The sequence below is a fragment of the Streptomyces sp. NBC_00996 genome, from assembly GCF_045162675.1.
Lineage (GTDB): Bacteria > Actinomycetota > Actinomycetes > Streptomycetales > Streptomycetaceae > Streptomyces.
On the sequence record NZ_CP108723.1, the window covers coordinates 3,241,406 to 3,260,083 of the forward strand.

17 protein-coding genes and 1 pseudogene are annotated in these 18,678 nt (G+C 72.0%); 9 read left to right on the top strand and 9 right to left on the bottom strand.

Annotated features, from left to right (window positions below; translation table 11 throughout):
• Nucleotides 1-571 precede the first annotated feature (571 nt).
• On the top strand, nucleotides 572-1,225 hold the full coding sequence (gene eda / locus OG390_RS15240) for a bifunctional 4-hydroxy-2-oxoglutarate aldolase/2-dehydro-3-deoxy-phosphogluconate aldolase (protein WP_406168284.1): 654 nt from the start codon (nucleotides 572-574) through the stop codon (nucleotides 1,223-1,225).
• A 265-nt stretch (nucleotides 1,226-1,490) separates the two neighbouring features.
• Entirely contained in the window at nucleotides 1,491-2,330 is an 840-nt protein-coding gene (locus OG390_RS15245) for a helix-turn-helix domain-containing protein (protein ID WP_406168285.1), read from the top strand.
• Here OG390_RS15245 and OG390_RS15250 read toward each other — a convergent pair whose 3' ends face one another.
• Genes OG390_RS15250 through OG390_RS15260 form a run of 3 tightly spaced genes read right to left on the bottom strand, consistent with a single transcriptional unit; the run spans nucleotide 2,331 to nucleotide 5,400 of the window.
• Nucleotides 2,331-3,755 carry a bifunctional RNase H/acid phosphatase gene (locus OG390_RS15250; RefSeq protein ID WP_406168287.1) on the bottom strand — a complete coding sequence of 475 codons (1,425 nt, stop codon included), beginning with the start codon at nucleotides 3,753-3,755 and terminating at the stop codon, nucleotides 2,331-2,333.
• Between the two features lie 53 nt (nucleotides 3,756-3,808).
• Nucleotides 3,809-4,552 carry a zinc ribbon domain-containing protein gene (locus OG390_RS15255; RefSeq protein ID WP_406177678.1) on the bottom strand — a complete coding sequence of 248 codons (744 nt, stop codon included), beginning with the start codon at nucleotides 4,550-4,552 and terminating at the stop codon, nucleotides 3,809-3,811.
• A complete protein-coding gene (locus OG390_RS15260; RefSeq protein WP_406168289.1) occupies nucleotides 4,549-5,400 on the bottom strand; it encodes a Nif3-like dinuclear metal center hexameric protein in 852 nt (283 codons plus the stop codon). Before OG390_RS15260 ends, OG390_RS15255 begins: the two co-directional genes overlap by 4 nt.
• Nucleotides 5,401-5,645: 245 nt before the next feature.
• Here OG390_RS15260 and OG390_RS15265 point away from each other — a divergent pair.
• From OG390_RS15265 to OG390_RS15275, 3 genes and pseudogenes are all read left to right on the top strand, one after another.
• A pseudogene (locus OG390_RS15265) lies at nucleotides 5,646-6,851 on the top strand (hypothetical protein); the annotation flags it as partial.
• Between the two features lie 372 nt (nucleotides 6,852-7,223).
• Nucleotides 7,224-7,400, top strand: coding sequence for a hypothetical protein (locus tag OG390_RS15270; protein WP_406168291.1), 177 nt, complete (start codon nucleotides 7,224-7,226; stop codon nucleotides 7,398-7,400).
• Nucleotides 7,401-7,536: 136 nt separating this feature from the next.
• Nucleotides 7,537-7,803 (top strand): hypothetical protein, encoded by a 267-nt coding sequence (locus OG390_RS15275; protein ID WP_406178366.1) that lies wholly within the window; start codon nucleotides 7,537-7,539, stop codon nucleotides 7,801-7,803.
• A gap of 217 nt (nucleotides 7,804-8,020) precedes the next feature.
• On the opposite strand, the gene OG390_RS15280 is transcribed toward OG390_RS15275, so the two are convergent.
• Genes OG390_RS15280 through OG390_RS15290 form a run of 3 tightly spaced genes read right to left on the bottom strand, consistent with a single transcriptional unit; the run spans nucleotide 8,021 to nucleotide 10,947 of the window.
• Nucleotides 8,021-8,959, bottom strand: a complete 939-nt coding sequence (locus OG390_RS15280) for a 3-oxoacyl-ACP reductase (protein ID WP_406168293.1) — start codon at nucleotides 8,957-8,959, stop codon at nucleotides 8,021-8,023.
• 23 nt (nucleotides 8,960-8,982) lie between these two features.
• Complete coding sequence (locus OG390_RS15285; RefSeq protein WP_406168294.1) at nucleotides 8,983-10,059, bottom strand: Zn-dependent alcohol dehydrogenase; 1,077 nt, start codon at nucleotides 10,057-10,059, stop codon at nucleotides 8,983-8,985.
• Nucleotides 10,060-10,089: 30 nt separating this feature from the next.
• A complete protein-coding gene (locus OG390_RS15290; RefSeq protein WP_406168296.1) occupies nucleotides 10,090-10,947 on the bottom strand; it encodes a MaoC/PaaZ C-terminal domain-containing protein in 858 nt (285 codons plus the stop codon).
• A gap of 255 nt (nucleotides 10,948-11,202) precedes the next feature.
• On the opposite strand from OG390_RS15290, the gene OG390_RS15295 reads away from it, so the two are divergent.
• The 4 genes from OG390_RS15295 (at nucleotide 11,203) to OG390_RS15310 (ending at nucleotide 15,404) form a co-directional block, all read left to right on the top strand.
• Nucleotides 11,203-12,126, top strand: coding sequence for an ATP-binding cassette domain-containing protein (locus tag OG390_RS15295; protein WP_406168298.1), 924 nt, complete (start codon nucleotides 11,203-11,205; stop codon nucleotides 12,124-12,126).
• Entirely contained in the window at nucleotides 12,126-12,845 is a 720-nt protein-coding gene (locus OG390_RS15300; RefSeq protein WP_406168300.1) for an ABC transporter permease, read from the top strand. The genes OG390_RS15295 and OG390_RS15300 overlap by 1 nt, the downstream gene beginning before the upstream one ends.
• Nucleotides 12,846-12,862: 17 nt before the next feature.
• A complete protein-coding gene (locus OG390_RS15305; RefSeq protein ID WP_406168302.1) occupies nucleotides 12,863-14,122 on the top strand; it encodes a histidine kinase in 1,260 nt (419 codons plus the stop codon).
• Between the two features lie 649 nt (nucleotides 14,123-14,771).
• A complete protein-coding gene (locus OG390_RS15310; RefSeq protein WP_406177680.1) occupies nucleotides 14,772-15,404 on the top strand; it encodes a response regulator in 633 nt (210 codons plus the stop codon).
• A 93-nt stretch (nucleotides 15,405-15,497) separates the two neighbouring features.
• On the opposite strand, the gene OG390_RS15315 is transcribed toward OG390_RS15310, so the two are convergent.
• The 3 genes from OG390_RS15315 to OG390_RS15325 form a co-directional block, all read right to left on the bottom strand.
• Nucleotides 15,498-16,304, bottom strand: a complete 807-nt coding sequence (locus tag OG390_RS15315) for a hypothetical protein (protein WP_406168304.1) — start codon at nucleotides 16,302-16,304, stop codon at nucleotides 15,498-15,500.
• A gap of 29 nt (nucleotides 16,305-16,333) precedes the next feature.
• Nucleotides 16,334-16,873, bottom strand: coding sequence for a SigE family RNA polymerase sigma factor (locus OG390_RS15320; RefSeq protein WP_369246235.1), 540 nt, complete (start codon nucleotides 16,871-16,873; stop codon nucleotides 16,334-16,336).
• 75 nt (nucleotides 16,874-16,948) lie between these two features.
• A complete protein-coding gene (locus tag OG390_RS15325; protein WP_406168306.1) occupies nucleotides 16,949-18,388 on the bottom strand; it encodes an MFS transporter in 1,440 nt (479 codons plus the stop codon).
• Between the last annotated feature and the right edge of the window lie 290 nt (nucleotides 18,389-18,678).

Consider the following 18,678-nt stretch of genomic DNA (forward strand, 5'->3'; position numbering starts at 1 on the left):
TACTCCCCCTTTGCGGGTCGCGAGCGCGGCCCGGCCGGCGTTGCGGCGGCTCCGCGAGGGCGACTCGACCTGGATCGTGGCCCACGCCGCGAGCGGCGAGCGCGGCGTTACGGGTCGCGAGAGCGGCCCGGCCGGCGTTGCGGCGGCTCCGCGAAAACGACTCGACCGAGGTCGTGGCCCACGCCGCGAGCGGCGAGCGCGGCGTTACGGGTCGCGAGAGCGGCCCGGCCGGCGTTGCGGCGGCTCCGCGAAAACGACTCGACCGAGGTCGTGGCCCACGCCGCGAGCGGCGAGCGCGGCGTTACGGGTCGCGAGCGCGGCCCGGCCGGCGTTGCGGCGGCTCCGCGAAAACGACTCGACCGAGGTCGTGGCGCGCCGCGCGTGCGACTCGACCGAGGTCGTGGCGCGCCGCGCGTGCGACTCGACCAAGGGTGACCAAGGGCGCGGTCCGCTCCGCGAGCGCTGCTCGATCAAGGTGTGGCGTCCCGCCTGACGCGGGGCCACCCGAGACTCATTGCAGCATGTGCAACATCCTTTGCGCATGCTGCACACCCCGGGCAGGATGAGGCGTATGAGTTCGCCACTGCCCTCGCCTTCGTCTGCCTCCGTACTGGATCTCGCCCCCGTGGTCCCCGTCGTCGTGGTCGCGGACGCCGCCGACGCCGTACCCCTGGCGCGGGCGCTGGTCGCGGGCGGGCTGCCCGCGATCGAGGTGACGCTGCGGACGCCGGTCGCGCTGGACGCGATCCGGGCGATCGCGGCCCAGGTGCCGGACGCGGTGGTCGGCGCGGGCACGGCCCTGTCACCACAGCAGGTGGCCGACTCGGTGGCGGCGGGCGCCCGCTTCCTGGTCAGCCCGGGCTGGACGGACGGGCTGCTCGATGCCATGCAGGCGTCCGGGGTGTCGTTCCTGCCGGGGGTGTCCACCACGTCGGAGGTCGTAACGCTGCTGGAGCGGGGCGTGCGCGAGATGAAGTTCTTCCCGGCGCAGGCAGCGGGCGGTACGGCGTATCTCAAATCGCTGGCGGGCCCGCTGCCGCAGGCGCGGTTCTGCCCGACGGGCGGCATCGGTCCGGCCTCCGCGCCGGAGTACCTGGCGCTTCCCAACGTCGGCTGCGTGGGCGGGAGTTGGATGCTCCCGCAGGACGCGATCGCGGGACGGGACTGGGGCCGGATCGAGGCCCTGGCGCGGGAGGCCGCGGCGCTCAGGCCCCCACTCGGATGACGGCCGCGCCATCACCACTCGGATGACGATCGAGCATTCGCCACTCGGACGATGACCGCGGAGGCCGCTACTCGGGCGACAACCTGAGCGTCTTCGCGAACCGCTTCCCGGCAAGGTATGACGGCCCGCCGGGGCAGCGAGGTATGACAGCCCGCCGGGACTGCAAGGTCGCGGAGACGGCTGCCGTCGCAGAGATGGCTGTCGTCCTGGCGCGGGCCACGTCGCAGAGACCGCGATGTCGTACCCGTGACGTACAACTGATCCCATGACCACCAGCATCTCCACCGAGCCTCCTCCCTTCGCCCGGGAGCTGTTGCGCTGGCGCACCGCGCGCCGGGTCAGCCAGCTGGAGCTCGCCTCGCGGGCGGGGACGACGCAGCGGTACGTCAGCTTCATCGAGCGTGGGCGTTCGGTGCCCGGCAGAGAGATCGTGATCAGGCTCGCCGAGTCGCTGGAGCTCACGCTGCGGGAGCGCAACTCACTGCTTCTGGCGGCCGGTTACGCGCCCGCTTTCGCCGAGTCACCGCTCGACGCGGTCGCGCTGAAGCCCGTACGGGAGGCGCTGGACAGCATTCTCGAAGGGCATCTGCCCTATCCGGCCGTGGTGGCGGGGCCGCGGGGTGAACTCGTCGCGGCCAACGAGGCGTTCGACGTGCTCACCGAGGGGGCCGCCCCGGAACTGCTCGCACCACCCGTCAACGTGCTGCGGCTCGCCCTGCATCCGCGCGGGATGGCGTCACGGGTGGTGAACCTGGACGCGTGGGGGCAGCACATCGTGGAGAACCTACGGGCCCGGGCCAGACGCAGCCCGGATCCCCACCTCGGCGCGCTCGCCGAGGAGTTGGCGGGGTACGTACCGGCGAGCGAGCCCGGTGCGGACTACCTCGGCTTCGCCGTACCCCTGCGACTGCGGTGCCCGGAGGGCGAGTTGAGACTGCTCACCACGCTGACGTCGTTCGCGACGGCGCTGGACGTCACGCTCGCCGAACTCCACCTGGAGGCGTTTCTCCCGGCGGACCGGGAGACGGCCGAGATCCTGCGCGAGCGCGCGGCCGGGCGTGCCGGGCGTGCCGGGCGTGCCGGGCGTGCCGCGCAGCGCACGTGATCAGCGCAGGTGAGACGTGTCGTTGAACAGCCGGACGCTCGCGTTGCCGTCCGCGTAGTACGCCACCGCGGAGAGCGAGGCCGCGGACAGTTCCATACGGAACAGGGACTCCGGCGGGGCGCCGAGGGCCAGGCGTACGAGGGTCTTGATCGGGGTGACGTGCGAGACGAGCAGGACGGTGCGGCCCGCGTAGGAGGCGATCAGCTTGTCGCGGGTGGTGGCCATGCGGCGAGCGGTCGCCGCGAAGCTCTCGCCGCCGCCGGTCGGTTCGGCCTTCGGCGAGGCCAGCCAGGCGTTCAGGTCGTCGGGGTAGCGCTCCCGCACCTCGCCGAACGTCAGCCCCTCCCAGGCTCCGAAGTCCGTCTCGCGCAGCCCGTCCTCGATGACCACGTCGAGCCCGAGGCGGGCGGCGACGGCCCCCGCGGTTTCCCGGGTCCGGGTGAGCGGTGACGCCACGATCGCCTGGATCGTGCCGCGCGCGGCCAGCGCCGCAGCGACCCGCTCGGCCTGTTCCCGGCCCACGTCCGACAGCGACGGGTCGGTGCCGCCGCTGCCCGAGAACCGCTTCTGCGGGGTCAGGAGGGTCTCGCCGTGGCGCAGGAGTACGAAGGTGGCGGGGGCGCCCAGGTCGGGGGGCGCGCCCCAGCCGACGGTCGGCGCCGTGGTCGTCTCACTCGCCCCGGTCGTCTCGCTCGCCGCCGTCGCCACGTTCCGCGCGGCGCGGACATCGGCGCCGGCCTGTGCGGCTCCGCCGCCGGGTGACGGGTGACTGCCGGAAGTCGTCGTACTGCAGGCCGTCTGTGGCTGGTCGCGCAGTTCCCCGCGCCCCTGACGGGGCGCTCCGGAAGCCGGCGCCTCCGTGGGAGCCACGCCGCCGCGCGTCCCCGCCAGTGCCGCCCGTGCCTTCGCCGCGCCCGCCGCCGCGTCCCCGGGCGGGCCCGTCGGCTCGGGCGCCGCGGACCGCGCCGCGCGCGCGTCCAGTTCCGCCGTCGAGGCCGACGGCGACCACTGCTCGCCCCGCCTGCCCGCGTCCATCGCCTCGTTGGCGAGCCGGTCCGCGTGCTTGTTCTGCTCGCGCGGGATCCACTCGTACGTGACCTGCTCGGGCGGGAGGACCCGCGCGGCCTCGGCGGCCAGCGGCTTCATGTCCGGGTGCTTGATCTTCCAACGGCCGGACATCTGCTCGACGACGAGCTTGGAGTCCATTCGGACCCGGACGCGTGCGGCCGGGTCCAGTTCACGGGCCGCCGTCAGACCCGCGACCAGCCCCCGGTACTCCGCGACGTTGTTGGTGGCGATGCCGATGTACTCGGCGCGCTCCACCAGCGTCTCCCCGGTGGCCGCGTCGATGACCACGGAGCCGTAGCCCGCGGGCCCCGGGTTGCCCCGGGAACCGCCGTCGGCCTCGACGATGAACTCCCGCACGCGTCAAGCCCCTTACAGATTCACACCGATTTACACCGATTTACAGATCAGGCCTAGAGACCGGACTCGGACGTGCGCACCAGGATGCGGCGGCAGTTCTCGCAGCGCAGCACGGTGTCCGGAGAGGCCGCCTTCACCTCGTTGACCTCGGTGATGTTGAGCTCCAGGCGGCAGCCCTCGCAGCGGCGCTGGTAGAGCCGGGCCGCGCCGACGCCGCCCTGCTGCTCGCGCAACTTGTCGTAGAGCTTGAGGAGGTCGGCGGGGATCGCGCCGGCGATGACTTCGCGCTCCTTGTTCGCCGTCGCGGTCTCGCCGTCGAGGGACTCGAAGGCGGCGTCCCGGCGCGCGGTCGCGTCGTCGATCTTCGACTGGACGGAGGAGACCCGCTCGGTCAGCTCGGCGACACGCTCCTGGGCGGACTCGCGGCGCTCCATGACCTCCAGGACGACGTCCTCGAGGTCGCCCTGGCGCTTGGCGAGGGAGGTGATCTCGCGCTGGAGGTTCTCCAGGTCCTTGGGGGACGACACGGCACCCGAGTCGAGACGCTTCTGGTCGCGGGCGGCGCGCTGGCGCACCTGGTCGACGTCCTGCTCGGCCTTGGTCTGCTCGCGGGCGCAGTCGCTCTCCTCGGTCTGCGCGGCGACGAGCAGGTCACGCAGCTGCGTGAGGTCCTTGTTCAGCGACTCGATCTCGGCGTGCTCGGGCAGCGACCTCCGCTTGTGCGCCAGCTGCTGGAGGCGCACGTCGAGGGCCTGGACGTCGAGAAGTCGGATCTGGTCGGCGGGCGCGGCGTTCAGTTGGGGGCTCCTGATGTGTCGGTGGTAGAGGCCGCGTGGGCGGTCCAGGGGTCGGTGACCGTCTTCGAGACGTGGACCCTCAGGCCCCATCCATAACGGTCGGAGATCTCGTCGAGCTGGGCGGCGGCCAGCTCGCACCAGGGCCACTCGGTGGCCCAGTGCGCCGCGTCGAGCAGCGCGAGAGGACTCTGGGCGCGGGCCTCGGACGCCGGGTGGTGGCGCAGGTCCGCGGTGAGGAAGGCGTCCACGCCGGCGGCGCGTACGTCGTCGAAGAGGCTGTCGCCGGAGCCGCCGCTGACCGCGACGGTCCGTACCAGCGCCTCGGGGTCGCCCGCGACGCGGATGCCCTGCGCGGTGGCGGGCAGCCGCTCGGCGGCGCGCGCGGCGAGTTCGCGGACGGTCAGCGGATGGTCCAGCTCGCAGACTCGGCCGAGGCCCCGGCGGCCGTCCGGGTCGGTGGGGTCCGGCACGAGGGGGCGTACGACTCGAAGGTCCAGCGCGCCCGCGAGGGCGTCGGAGACTCCCGGATCCGCGCGGTCGGCGTTCGTGTGCGCGACGTGCAGCGCGATGTCGTTCTTGATCAGGGTGTGCACGACGCGGCCCTTGAAGCCGGTGGCCGCCACCGTCGTCGTACCGCGCAGATAGAGCGGATGGTGGGTGACCAGCAGATCGGCACCCAGTTTCAGCGCCTCGTCGACGATGTCCTGGACGGGGTCGACCGCGAACAGTACGCGCGTGACCTCCTGGTCGGGGTCACCGCAGACGGTGCCGACCGCGTCCCAGTCCTCGGCCCTCTCGGAGGGCCAGAGGGTGTCGAGCGCGGCGATGACTTCAGACAGACGGGGCACGGGGAAAGGCTACCTGCCTTACGTCCCTGTCCGTCCGGTCGCGGGCCACTCGACCGGCAACCCCGGCGGCGGGCGGGTCCGGGCACCCGGTCTCCCACCCCTGCCTCCCCACCACCGGCCAGCACATCCGCCCCCGTTCCCTCAGGCGAATCCCGACATGGCCACCCTTATGTGTGAAGCCGCCGCCCGTCGGTCCCACGTCTGTGCGTACGAAAACTAGCTTCGTCGCCGGAGGTGACCGAACGATGACAGCCTGTGCGACGGAGCCCGTGGCGGAGAACGAGGACGAGACCCAAGACGCGCGCCAAGAGGCGAACCACGACGCGAACGACTGGACCGCCCGTCCCACCTGTGTGATCACCGCTGACGGCACGTACGCGGCGCGTCTCACCCTGGCCGGCGACTGCTGGTACCCGGAGCGCTGGACGCTGGACGGCCCTGAGCCGTACGCCGTACCGCTGCCGGCCCACCAGCCGGAGGAGCCCGGCACCGAGGTGCTGCCGCTGACCGACGGAAGGGTGCTGATCCACCGCGTGACGGACGGACGGCACGTCTTCTCGCTGCTGTACCCGACCGGGCCCGGCACCGGCGAGCTGCCGCTGGGCGCCGTGGAGTGCCCCGACAAGGACACCCGGCTGCGGCTGCTGCCGCCCGCGCCGGGCGGGCAGCGCGCGTACGCCCTCGCCGTGGGCTGTGGCTCCACCGCGGTGTGGCTGGTGGCGGGCGGCGCGTTCGGTCCGGAGCATCGGGCCCAGGTGCCGGGCCACTGTTCGGGCGGGGTGTGGCTGGACGGCACCGGCCGTCTGCTCGCGCTCGACCGCTTCCAGAACGGCCGCACCAAGACGGTGGTCGTCGACCTCGAACGCGGCGGTGAAATGTCACCGTTCCTCCAGATCGCCGAGCACAGCAACGACCGCCTGCTCCTCGCGGACGCCGACAGCGGCCTCCTCCTCGTCCGCTCCGACGCCCCGTCCCCGGGCCACGACCGCCTCGGCTGGGGCGTCGTCGGCAGCACCCTGCCCATCCGCTTCCCGGAGTGCCTGCGCCTGACCGTCCCCCGGTCTCAACTGCGTTCGACCGGGGGCGCCCCCATCGCGGTGACACCCTTCGCGATCCAGCCGGGCCAGATGCTCACCCCCGAGACCTGCGCGGTCGCCCTGCGCATCGACGGCCCGGCGGGCACCTGGCTCGGCATCTGGCGCCCGGCCGAACGCCAGGTCCACCATCTCCCGGCTCCCGAGGGCTGGTTGGCGGGCACCGGCCTGTGGACCAGAGAGGGGGTGCTGCACCTGCCGTACGCGACGGCAGCGGTGCCGTGCGGGGTGGCACGGGTGGCAGCGCCCACGGGGGAAGGGGGCCCTGACCGGGACGCCGGCCAGGGCCCCGAGACACGAACGTCGGCCCGCCCGGTCCCGCTCCAACAGGCACCGCTGAAGGGCCGGGTGGTGCAGTTGAACCGCCGGGGCGTGCGACTGAACACCCCAGGGCTCCAACTGAACGAGCCCGCCCAGACACCCTCCGCCCGTCCGGCGTTTGAGGGCGAGGCCGTTCAGGTGCCCGCGGCCCGTGCGGCCTTTGACGGCGCGGCCGTTCAGGTGCCCGCGGCCCGTGCGGCGTTCGAGCACGAGGCCCTTCAAGCCGGAGGGGGGTCCGGGGGCTCAGCCCCCAGGGGCGATGCGGGTCCCGTCCCCCCTGCACGACCGAAGCCGGGTGTTTGGGAGAGGGTCGGCGTGCTAGGGGTGCAGAGCTCTCCCCCACCGACGCCCCCGCAATGACCGCCGGTTAGAATCCCCCGGCTGTAAAAGAAGGATCTTGCATACGGGGTGAACACTTCAGTGAGCGACATCAGCACGATGGAAGCGCCGGGAACCGACTCCCACGAGGCCACGGCTCAGGCCGAAGGCCATGGCAGGCACCGCGGCCCGATCTCCGGCCACGACGACGCGGCGATCCCGCAGGGCCGCCACCGCAAGCCGTCCGACCAGGACAACGCGGCCTGACGGCACGCCGAACCCGGCACACGGCCCCGCTCGCCATGGCGGACGCTGTTGGTTAATTCGGGGCTGCACGTGACGTCGGCCTTCAAGACCTGGTTGTGGTCTTGAAGGCCGACGTTGTCGTATGGGGTGGGTGCGGATGCCGATGCAGCCGAAGGGATCCGGGGAGATCCCGGCGGAGACGGTGCGGGTGGCTCGGGCCGCGTTCCCGAAGGGGAGCCTGGCGATCCGGGTGAGGGACGAGCTGGGATCGTTGTTCAGTGACGAGGAGTTCGCGGACCTGTTCTTCCGCCACTATCTGCCACAGCTGACGCACCCGCCCCTGTCGACGGACGGACGGCTACTGAGCCCGGAGGAGCGAGAGCCGACACCCGAGACCAATAGCCGACGTCCAAAAGACCGTTAGCCGACGCCCAGGACCAAGGGCCGACTCCCGAGACCGATGGCCGAAGCCCGATAGGCCGGCAGCCGACGCCCGGGCCCCGTAGCCGACGCCGAAGGACCGACACCCGGTACCCGGCACCCGGCACCCGGCACCCAGCACCCAGCACCCGAAACCGACACCCGAAAGACCGGCAGCCGACCCCCGGCACCCGAAACCGACACCCGAAGCCTCCGCAGAGCTATCCGTGCTTGAGCCCCAGCACCTCCACCGCCGCGAACGTCTCGCCCTTCGGGCGGTCCGCGTAGTGCGCAGTGAGCAGGGCGTCCAGCTCGTCGTACGTGAAGGCGTCCTGCTTGGTGTCGAACTTGGCGGCCACCCGCGGGCGTTCGACGATCGCGACCATGCCGCCGTGCACGACGAGCAGCTGGCCATTGACGTGCGCGGCGGCGGGCGAGGCCAAGTAGCCGACGAGCGGGGCGACATGTTCGGGTGCGAGCTGATCCAGCCCTTCGCCGGACTCGGCGAAGCCGGCGAACACGTCCTCGGTCATACGCGTCCGGGCACGCGGGCAGATGACGTTCGCCGTCACGCCGTACTTCGCGAGCGCCAGCGCCGTCGAGGTCGTCAGCCCGACGATTCCGCCTTTCGCGGCGGCATAGTTGGGCTGTCCCGCCGAACCGGCGAGGAACGCCTCCGACGAGGTGTTCACGATCCGCCCGTACACGGGCCCGTCAACCTCCTTGGAGCGCGCCCGCCAGTGCACGGACGCGAAGTGGGTCGTGTTGAAGTGGCCTTTGAGGTGCACCCGGACGACCGAGTCCCATTCGTCCTCGGACATCGAGAAGATCATCCGGTCGCGCAGGATGCCCGCGTTGTTGACCAGGATGTCGAGCTTCCCGAATTCGGTGACCGCCAACTGGATCAGTGCGCGGGCCTGTTCGTGGTCGGCGACGTCCCCGGTGTGGGCGGCGGCCCGGCCGCCCGCCGCGCGGATCTCCGCGGCGACCTCCTCGGCGGGCGTGGCCGAGGCCTCGCCGGAGCCGTCCCGCCCGGGCTGCCCGTAGTCGTTGACGACCACGGCCGCGCCGAGTCGGCCGAGTTCCAGCGCCTCGGCCCGTCCGAGCCCGCGCCCCGCGCCGGTGACGATCGCGGTGAGACCTTCAAGTGGCAGTGACATCAAGGTCCTTAGCGGTTGTGGGATCAGATCTCGATGCACGTACGCAGGGCGGTGCCGCTGCGCATCTGGTCGAGGGCCTCGTTGACCTCGGCGAGCGGCACCCGGTGGGTGATCAGGCCCTCCAGGTCGATACGGCCCGCGCGCCACAGGGCGACGGTGCGCTCGTAGGACCGCAGGACGTCCCCGCCGCCGTACATCGACGGCAGGATCCGCTTCTCGTCGAAGAACAGCTCGAACATGTTGAGCTGGAGGAAGTCGTCCATGGCGCCCGCGCCGACGACGACGAGGGTGCCGCCGCGGCGGGTGTGGTCGTAGGCGGTGCGGGCGGTGGCGGACCTGCCGACGACCTCGAAGACGTAGTCGAAGCCCTCGCCGCCGGTCACCGACTGCTTGGCGTCGGCGAGTTCGTCCGGGGAGACGGCCTTCGTCGCACCGAACCCGAGCGCGGCCTCGCGGCGCGAGGCGACCGGGTCGACGGCGACGATCTCGGCGGCGCCCTTGAGCCGCGCGCCCTGGATCGCGGAGATGCCGACGCCGCCGCAGCCGATGACGGCGACCGACGAACCGGCATCCACGTCCGCGGTGTTGAGGGCGGCGCCGAGTCCGGTGGTGACGCCGCAGCCGATGAGGGCCGCGATGTCGAAGGGCACGTCGTCGGGGATCGGGACCGCGCAGCCCGCGTCGACGACGACCTCCTCGGTGAAGGTGCCGGTGCCGGCGAAGCCGAAGACATCGCCGCCGGGGCGCCTGAAGTTGGGCGTGCCCGCGTTCATGAAGCCGGCCAGGCACAGTTCGGTCTGCCCGCGCTTGCAGGCGGGACAGACGCCGCAGGCGGGCAGCCAGCAGACGACGACCCGGTCGCCGGGCTTCAAGTGGCCCACTCCGTCGCCGACTTCGGTGATCTCGCCGGCGCCCTCGTGCCCGGGCACGAACGGCGCCGGCTGCGGCAGTACGCCGTTCATCGCGGACAGGTCCGAGTGGCACAGCCCGGTGGCCCGCACCCGGATCCTCACCTTGCCGGGCCCGAAGCCCACCGCCTCGACGTCGTCGAGTACTTCGAGTTTGTCCTGGCCTATCTCGTGCTGTACGGCTGCGCGCATGGTGCGGCTCCCCTCAGAAATGGGCTGGGCTCACGAGTGTTCGACGATGGTGTCGGCCAGCACCGGCGCGTCGTCCCGCTCCACGGCGCTCACCGCCACCTGGACCCCGCCCTCCCGCCGCCACAGGCGGATGCGCAGGGTCTCGCCGGGGAAGACGACACCGGCGAAGCGTGTGGTGTACGAGCGGACCCGTGCCACGTCGCCGCCGAGCAGTGTGTCGACGACCGCCTTGAGCGTCATGCCGTACGTGCACAGCCCGTGCAGGATCGGCCGGTCGAAACCGGCGAGCTTGGCGAACTCGGGGTCGGCGTGCAGCGGGTTCCAGTCGCCGGAGAGCCGGTACAGCAGGGCCTGGTCCTCGCGGATCGGACGCTCGACGGTCCTGTCGGGCTCGCCCGTCGGCGGTTCGAGGCGCGTGGACGGCCCCCGGTCTCCTCCCCAGCCCCCTTCTCCTCGTACGAAGATCTGGGCGTCGTTGGTCCACAGCGGGCCGTCGGCGTCGGCGACTTCGGTGCGCATGACGAGGATCGCGGCCTTGCCCTTGTCGTAGACGGCCGCGATACGCCCGGTGGCGAGCGCCTTGCCCTCGACCGGGATGGGGCGGTGCAGCCGGACGGTCTGGCCGCCGTGCAGCACGCGCGGGAGGTCGACCTCGACGCCGGGCATGGACAGGCCGCTGATCACGCCCGGTGAGCCGGCTCCCGCGACGGTGGCGAAGCTGGGCAGGACGTGCAGCCTGGATTCGAGGGTGTAGCGCAGCTCGTCGGGGTCGGTCGCGGGGACGCCCGCGCCCAGGCCCAGGTGGTAGAGCTGGACGTCCTTGTGACTCCAGGTGATCTCTCCGGTCCGGGGCTCGGCGGCGACGGCCTTGGCGGCGTCAATGGGCATGGGGCTCCTGATCACTAGGACCTGAGACCTCGGTGCGGCCGTCCGCACCGTCGGCCGCACCGAGGTCGACACTGGGCCGCGGAACCCGCCCGTTCTAGAACGCGTTCCAGTCCGGCGACCCTTGTATAGCCCAGCGCCCGGCACTTGTGAAGACTACTGACGCCATGTCAGATCTGTTGGCCGTGACATTTGTCCCGGCCGATTGCTGACATGTGCATCTGCCGGGCCCGGCGCCCTGCTCATAGCGTCGTACCCATGACACAGACGACTGGGACACCGTCCGCCGTGTCCTTCGCGTGGGCGGTCAAGAGCTTCGGGGACGTACGCGCCGTGGCGGGGGTGGATCTGGAGATGGCACGCGGCGAGACGGTCGCGCTGCTGGGGCGCAACGGAGCGGGGAAGTCGACGACGATCTCGTTGCTCCTGGGCCTGGACGAGCCGGACGAGGGCTCGGTCACGCTCTTCGGCGGGCCCCCGCAGGAGGCGGTGCGCGCCGGGAAGGTCGGCGCGATGCTGCAGGAGACCCGGCCGGTGCCGCGCGTCACCGTCCAGGAGCTGGTCTCCTTCGTCGCCGGGCGCTATCCGGCGCCGCTGCCGGTGACCGACGCGCTGGAGCTCGCCGGCATCGCGGAGCTGGCCGGGCGGCGCGTCGACCGGCTCTCCGGCGGGCAGGCACAGCGGGTGCGGTTCGCGGTGGCGCTGGCCGGGAACCCCGCGCTGATCGTGCTCGACGAGCCGACCGCCGCGCTGGACGTGGAGGCGCGGCACGCCTTCTGGGAGTCGATGCGGGCGTATGCCCGGCGCGGCCACACGGTCCTCTTCTCCACGCACTATCTGGAGGAGGCCGACGCGCACGCCGATCGGATCGTCGTCATCGACCACGGCCGCATCGTCGCCGACGGCACCGGAGAGCAGCTGAAGCGGTCGGTGGGCGGCAATCTGGTCTCCTTCGACCTAGCGGGCCGCGGCACGGAGGGCCTGACCCTGCTGCCCGGCGTGGTCGCCGTGGAGGTGCGCGGGGACCGGGCCCATCTGCGCACCGACGACTCGGACGCGACGGTGATCGCGCTGGCCGAGCGGGGGGCGATACGCGGCCTGGAGGTCGTCCCCGCGTCCCTGGACGACGCGTTCATGGCGCTCACCTCGGGTGCGCCGTCGGATGTCCTGGAGACGGTGTGATGCTGGACTATCTGCGGCTCGAAGTGCGCCGGACGCTGCGCGACACCGGATTCGTCATCGGCGGCATCGCGATGCCGGTGATGATGTACCTCCTCTTCACCAACCTCGGCGGCGGCGATGACGGCGACTGGAAGACCGCCTCCATGGTCGGCATGGCCGCGTACGGCGCGGTGGGCTCCGCCCTGAACACCGGCGGCGGGGTCGCCGAGGACAAGGTGATCGGCTGGCTGCGGCAGCTGCGGGTGACACCGATGACGCCGCGCGAAGTGGTGCTGGGGCGGGCGCTGACCGGCTCGGTGACCGTACTGCCCGCGATCACCGCGGTCCTGGCGGCGGGCTGCGTGGTCAACGGCGTACGGCTGGACGTCTGGCAGTGGGCGGCGATCGCGGTGCTGCTGTGGCTCGGCTCGATACCCTTCACGCTGCTGGGCCTCGGCAACGGCTACCGGCTCACCGCGCAGACGACCGGTGTCGCCAACATGGTGTGCAACCTGGGGCTCTCGGTGATCGGCGGTCTCTGGTTCCCGCTCGCCCTGTTCCCGGGCTGGCTGCGCTCCCTGTCGGCGTACACCCCCACGAACCGGTTCGCGCAGCTCGGCGTCTCGGTCGCGGACGGCCACGCTCCGGGCCTCGGCGCGGTGGGGGTGCTGACGGCCTGGCTGCTGGCGTTCGGTTCGTACGCTGTGTTCTCGTACCGTCGGTCCGCACGGACCGTCTGAACCGGGGGGAGTGGGCGATGTCCTGGATGCGAGGGGTCACCTGCCAGGTGCAGGCATGGCGGGCGGAGCGGGCGCGCTGGAAGGCCGACATGGAACGCTTCAAGGCCGAGCAGCGGGCCGCCCGCAAGAGCGGCGGGAAGATGCCCGAGAATCCGGGTCCGCCCCCCACCGGCTTCGCCCTGCTGCCATGGCTGCTGATGGGCATGGGCGCCTTCTCCAACCTGTTCCAGGGCAAGACGCCACAGCCCTGGATCGGCGCCATCGGCCTGCTCGCCTTCAACTCCCTGTACATCTTCGTGACCTTCCGGTCCTTCGTGAAGGACAAGCGCGAGTCCCGCTCCACATTGGTGGCGCTCGTCCTGATGGCCCTGGTCACCTGCGGGCTGGCCATCGGGTACGGCGGCAGCTGGCTGTACTTCTTCCCGCTGCTGGGGCTCGCCACCGGCGCCGTCCTGCGCGGCCCGTGGCTCGGCAAGATCGGCCTCGGCCTGACCGCGCTCGCGGCGGTGGTCTCCTCGGTGCGGTCGGGCTGGGACGCGGTGAACGTCGCGTACGGCACCTTCCTGTCGACGATGGTGACGGCCGCGATCCTCTCCCTCTCCGAAGCGGTACGCGAACTGCGCGCCGCCCGCGAGGAGTTGGCACGCCGCGCCGTCGAGAAGGAACGCATGCGCTTCTCCCGCGATCTGCACGACCTGCTGGGCCACACGCTCTCCGTCATCGTGGTGAAGTCGGAGGCGGCCCGCAGGCTGGCCCACCGCGACCTGGCCGCGGCCCTCGTCCAGGTCACGGACATCGAGTCGGTCGGCCGCCAGGCCCTCACGGAGATCCGCGAGGCGGTCACCGGCTACCGCGAGGGCAGCCTCGCCACGGAACTGGACCGCGCCCGTTCGGCACTGTCCGCCACGGGCGTCGATCCGGTCGTACGGCAGTCCGGCCCGCCCCTCGTCCCCCAGACCGAGGCCCTGCTGGGCTGGGTGCTCCGCGAGGCGGTCACCAACGTCGTACGCCACAGCGCCGCGACCCGCTGCGACATCACCCTCGACGGCACCCCCGACCGCGTCCGCCTGACCATCTCCGACAACGGCACCGGTACCTCAACCGCGGAGCCCGTGGAAGGCATCGGCGGCACCGGACTCAAGGGCCTCACCGAACGCCTGGCCACGGCAGGCGGCTCACTGGAGGCGGGGCCGGCTTCGCGCGGGGGGTTCCGGGTGAGGGCCGAACTTCCGGTGGATGCGCCGGATGCGGCGAACCTGACGGAGGCGCCGGCCTAGTGCCGCGTCGGCCAGGGTTTGCCCGTTGAGGAGCGGCGTCCGGTGCGTGCTCTGGGGGTCCCCCCGGCCGAAGGCTGGGGGAGTGCCGGCCGGAAGTCCTCGTACTGGACGTACTTGGGCTTTCGGCCGGTGCGGCGAGTGGGGGCACCTCCCACGCCCTTGAGGCAGTGAGGGAGCGTGCCGCGCGTCGCGACGAGGCGAACCTTGGCCGACACGGCACCAGGACCACCGCCGAGACGGGCCGGGCGGCCGGGCAGTCCCACGTCGCCGAACAACACCTCGGCGCCCGGGACCTCGTCGAGGCATCACCGGCGCCCTCCCCGACACCACCGACGGAGCCCATCCTGCCACGGGGCGCTGAACTCCGGTGCCAGGCCGCGGAATCGGCTCACCGGGGCACCGGTCCGGTCCGCAGGCGGCGGGAGGTCCGCGGCGGCCGGCGCCGCAAGGCCCGCCGCTGGACGGTCGGGGCCGCCGCGGAGCGCACCGGGGCACCGGTCCGGTCCGCAGGCGGCGGGAGGTCCGCGGCGGCCGGCGCCGCAAGGCCCGCCGCTGGACGGTCGGGGCCGCCGCGGAGCTCTGCGCCCGCCGACGTACCGCCCCCGCATCGGCGCCGGTCCCCGCGCCCTACCCTTGGCCCGTGAACGAGATGCCGCAGGACCACCGGCCCGCCAAGTCCATTCGTGTCCTGCTTGCCGAGGATCAGGGAATGATGCGGGGCGCGCTCGCTCTGCTGCTCGGGATGGAGGCGGACATCGAGGTGGTCGCGCAGGTGTCCGCGGGGGACGCGATCGTGGACGCGGCCTTGACGCATCGGCCGGATGTGGCCCTGCTGGACATCGAGTTGCCCGGGATGAGCGGGCTGGACGCCGCCGCCGAACTGCGCGAACAGGCGCCCGACTGCCGGGTGCTGATCCTCACCACCTTCGGACGGCCCGGGTATCTGCGACGGGCCATGGAGGCGGGCGCCGCGGGGTTCCTCGTCAAGGACGGGCCCGTGGAGGATCTGGCCGAGGCGATCCGGCGGGTGCTGACCGGGGAGACGGTCATCGACCCCGCGCTCGCCGCGGCAGCGCTGAGCGCCGGGCCCAATCCGCTCACCGCCCGCGAGTGCGACGTACTGAAGGCCTCCGTGGACGGCGCCACCGTCGCCGACATCGCCGCCAAGCTCCACCTCTCCGAGTCGACCGTCCGCAACTACCTCTCCTCCGCCATCGGCAAGACGGGCACCCGCAACCGCATGGAGGCGATGCGGGAGGCCCGCCAGCAGGGGTGGCTGTAGCCGCGGCCCGGCGGTCCGGCGGAACTCGTCCCCCGACGGGTGACGTGAGAGAACCCGTGGCCGACCCGAGAGCCGGCCCCTGGTCCTCTCAGGTCACTTCGTCACCTTCACCGACTGGGAGCTCTTGCCCTCCGGCCCCAGGCACACGAACCAGTCGGGCTGGGAGCCGTCCACCGGGCGGATCAGATCCTCGAAGTCCGAGGTGAGGCCCGTGCCCGGGGCAGCCCTCATGACCTTGGTCGTCGTGCCGTCGTCCCAGGTGCAGGTGACCTGTTCCGCGGTCGGAGCGACCTTGCCGATCACCAGGCGGTGCGGTGCACCGACCTTGTCGGAGTCGCCCGACTCCAGCGGCATCGAGTAGGTCAGGATGTCCGTGCCCGACAGGGAGTCGCCTTTCTCCACCGGTCCCTGCACCACCGTCGTCGGACGGTCGTCGCCCACGTCCAGGCGCACGAAGACCCAGCCCTTGCCGATCAGCTCCGAGGCCTTTCGCACTCCCACCGGCGCAGCCCCGTACTCACCCATCAGCGTGCGCTGGTACTGCGCTTCCGCCTCGTTCTTCGGGGCTCCCCAGACGTCGATGCTCACCTGCCAGACCTTGCCGTGGTCGGTGCCCCTTGCCACGGTGGTCCCCTGCGGCTCGTATACGTGCCGGTCCTCGGCCGTCGGCGGCTGGGTGGCCATCGGCGCAACCCGGCCCCCGTCGCCGTCCAGACCCCCGGCCAGCGCCAGCGTCCCCGTCGAACCGGCGATCACCAGTGCCGCGGCGGCCGCGATCGTCCAGCGGCGGGCCTTGCGGCGTCGGCCGCCGCGGACCACCGCCTGGTAGGGGGCTATACCGATCTCGACCTCGTCCGCGGCCTCGGCCAGCAGGAGGGCGATGTCCCTGTGTGTCGCCATGTCGTGATTCGTCTCCCGGTCCGCGCTCATCACTTCCGCCCTCCGTGCGTCACCATGTCGGCCAGCCCCGGTATGGCCCGCAGCTTCGCGATCCCCTTGGCCGCGTTGCTCTTCACCGCGCCCACCGAGCAGCCCATCGCCTCCGCCGCCTGGCTCTCGCTCAGGTCCTCCCAGTAGCGAAGGACCACCGCTTCGCGCTGTCGCGCGGGCAGTTGGGAAAGCGCCTTCAGCAGCGCGCTGCGGTCGTCGGCCTGGGCGATCCGGTCACCGCTGTCCGGCAGCTCGTGCGTGAGGCCCGAGTCGTCCTTCGGCGCGAGGAACTCCTTGAGTTTTCTGCGGTGTTTGCGAGCATGCGCGTTGATCATCACGCGCCGTACATACGCCTCCGGGTCGTCGGCCGCCCCGACCCTGCGCCAGGCCACGTACACCTGCTCCAGCGTCGACTGGACCAGGTCCTCCGCGGCGTGCTGCTCCCCCGTAAGGAGAAATGCCGTACGCATCAACCGCGGCCAGCGGCCGATGACAAAGCTCTGGAACTCCTCGTCCCGAGCCTGCTTCCGATCCCCCATGGGCACCTCCTGGATGTCTGAAGGAGTCCACCAGGATCGGATTTCGTTGCCTCGGCCCCGGAATTCCTCGTCGCCTCAGCCCCGGGCGATGCCGGAAGTCTTGCGCGGCAGCCACACCAGCATCAGCACCGTCCCGCCCAGCAGCAGGAACCCGCTCGTCCGGAACGCCAGCGCGTACCCGGCCGTCAAGGCCTCCCCCGAGGCGCTGTCGCCCGTGCGGGCCGCGGCGATGGTCGACATGATCGCCAGCCCGAGCGAACCGCCCATCGTGCGCGAGGTGTTGACCAGACCGGACACCAACCCGGCGTCCCTCGGTGCCGCGCCCGAGGTCGCCAGCGCGGCGAGCGGTGTCGCGGCCAGGCCCGCGCCCGCCATCATCAGGATTCCCGGGAACATGATCGCCGTCAGATACGAGCCGTCCGCCGTCATCGTCGACTGCCAGCCGAAGCCCGCCGCGGCCACCACCGTGCCGATTGCCGCCACATTGCGCGCGCCGACCACCGGCATGAAGCGCGGTGCCAGCTTCGAGCCGAGGACCACCGCGAGCGAACTGGGCACCAGCGCGAGCCCGGCGCCCAGCGGCGAGTAGCCGAGCACGTTCTGCGCGTAGAGCGTCATGAAGAACCACATGCAGAACATCGCGGAGCCGCAGACGAACATGGCCGCGTTCGCCGACGACACCGCTCGCAGGCGCAGCAGTTTCAGCGGCATCAGGGGGGTCTTCGTCCGTGCCTCGACAAGGAGGAAGAGTCCTACCAGGGCAAGGCCGGCGCACAGCGGCACCAACGTCACCGCCGCCGTCCACCCCTCGGCCTCCGTCTGCACGATCCCGTACGCCAGTGTCGCGAGCCCCGCCGTCACCAGCAGCGCGCCCGGCAGGTCGAGGCGGCGGCCGTCTCCGGCCCGGCTCTCCACCAGCCGGCGGGCGGCCCCGGCCAGCACCACCGCGCCGACGGGCACGTTGATGAGCAGCACCCACCGCCACGACAGGCCGTCGACCAGCAGCCCGCCGACCAGGCCGCCGGCCGCGCCGCCCCCGGCACCGACTGCGGTCCACGTCGCGATGGCACGCGCGCGTGCGGCGCCCTCCGGGACGGCCGACGTGAGGATCGTCAGCGTCGAGGGGGCGAGTACGGCGGCGCCCAGGCCCTGCACGGCCCGCGCGACCAGCAGTTGCCAGCCCTGTTGGGCGAGGCCGCCGCCGAGTGAGGCCAGCGTGAACAGCGCGAGCCCCACCAGGAACATCCGCTTGCGGCCGTACAGATCACCGGCTCGGCCGCCGAGCAGCATGAATCCGGCGAAGGCGATCGAGTAGGCGTTCACCACCCACTGGAGTCCCGGTGCGCTCAGTGCGAGGTCGGTGCGCATGGAGGGCAGCGCGACATTGACCACGGACACGTCCAGTACGACCAGGAACTGGCCGGCGCAGGCGAGTGCGACCACCATCCACGTGGGCGGGGCGGTGCGTTCGGATATGCGGGTGTCGTCTTCGGCGGCTCGGAGCATGGGTGTCATGCTCTCAACCGGGTTGCGGTCCTTGCATCGGGATTTCGCCGCGCTCGGGCGTCGGTCGTGGGACCTGGTGCCGCGTCAGCCGAGGTTCGCCCCGTCGCGACGCCCGGCACGCTCCCCCACTGCCTCAAGGGCGTGGGAGGTGCCCCCACTCGCCGCACCGGCCGAAAGCCCAAGTACGTCCAGTACGAGGACTTCCGGCCGGCACTCCCCCAGCCTTCGGCCGGGGGGACCCCCAGAGCACGCACCGGACGCCGCTCCTCAACGGGCAAACCCTGGCCGACGCGGCACCA

Bases quoted from the DNA above. Each gene is read 5' to 3' on its own strand.
- OG390_RS15300 (WP_406168300.1), top strand. From the start codon at position 12,126: ATGCTGGACTATCTGCGGCTCGAAGTGCGCCGGACGCTGCGCGACACC.
- OG390_RS15320 (WP_369246235.1), bottom strand. From the start codon at position 16,873: ATGGGGGATCGGAAGCAGGCTCGGGACGAGGAGTTCCAGAGCTTTGTC.
- OG390_RS15295 (WP_406168298.1), top strand. From the start codon at position 11,203: ATGACACAGACGACTGGGACACCGTCCGCCGTGTCCTTCGCGTGGGCG.
- eda (WP_406168284.1), top strand. From the start codon at position 572: ATGAGTTCGCCACTGCCCTCGCCTTCGTCTGCCTCCGTACTGGATCTC.
- OG390_RS15315 (WP_406168304.1), bottom strand. From the start codon at position 16,304: ATGGCGACACACAGGGACATCGCCCTCCTGCTGGCCGAGGCCGCGGAC.
- OG390_RS15290 (WP_406168296.1), bottom strand. From the start codon at position 10,947: ATGCCCATTGACGCCGCCAAGGCCGTCGCCGCCGAGCCCCGGACCGGA.
- OG390_RS15245 (WP_406168285.1), top strand. From the start codon at position 1,491: ATGACCACCAGCATCTCCACCGAGCCTCCTCCCTTCGCCCGGGAGCTG.
- OG390_RS15280 (WP_406168293.1), bottom strand. From the start codon at position 8,959: ATGTCACTGCCACTTGAAGGTCTCACCGCGATCGTCACCGGCGCGGGG.
- OG390_RS15305 (WP_406168302.1), top strand. From the start codon at position 12,863: ATGTCCTGGATGCGAGGGGTCACCTGCCAGGTGCAGGCATGGCGGGCG.
- OG390_RS15275 (WP_406178366.1), top strand. From the start codon at position 7,537: ATGCCGATGCAGCCGAAGGGATCCGGGGAGATCCCGGCGGAGACGGTG.
- OG390_RS15310 (WP_406177680.1), top strand. From the start codon at position 14,772: ATGCCGCAGGACCACCGGCCCGCCAAGTCCATTCGTGTCCTGCTTGCC.
- OG390_RS15285 (WP_406168294.1), bottom strand. From the start codon at position 10,059: ATGCGCGCAGCCGTACAGCACGAGATAGGCCAGGACAAACTCGAAGTA.
- OG390_RS15325 (WP_406168306.1), bottom strand. From the start codon at position 18,388: ATGACACCCATGCTCCGAGCCGCCGAAGACGACACCCGCATATCCGAA.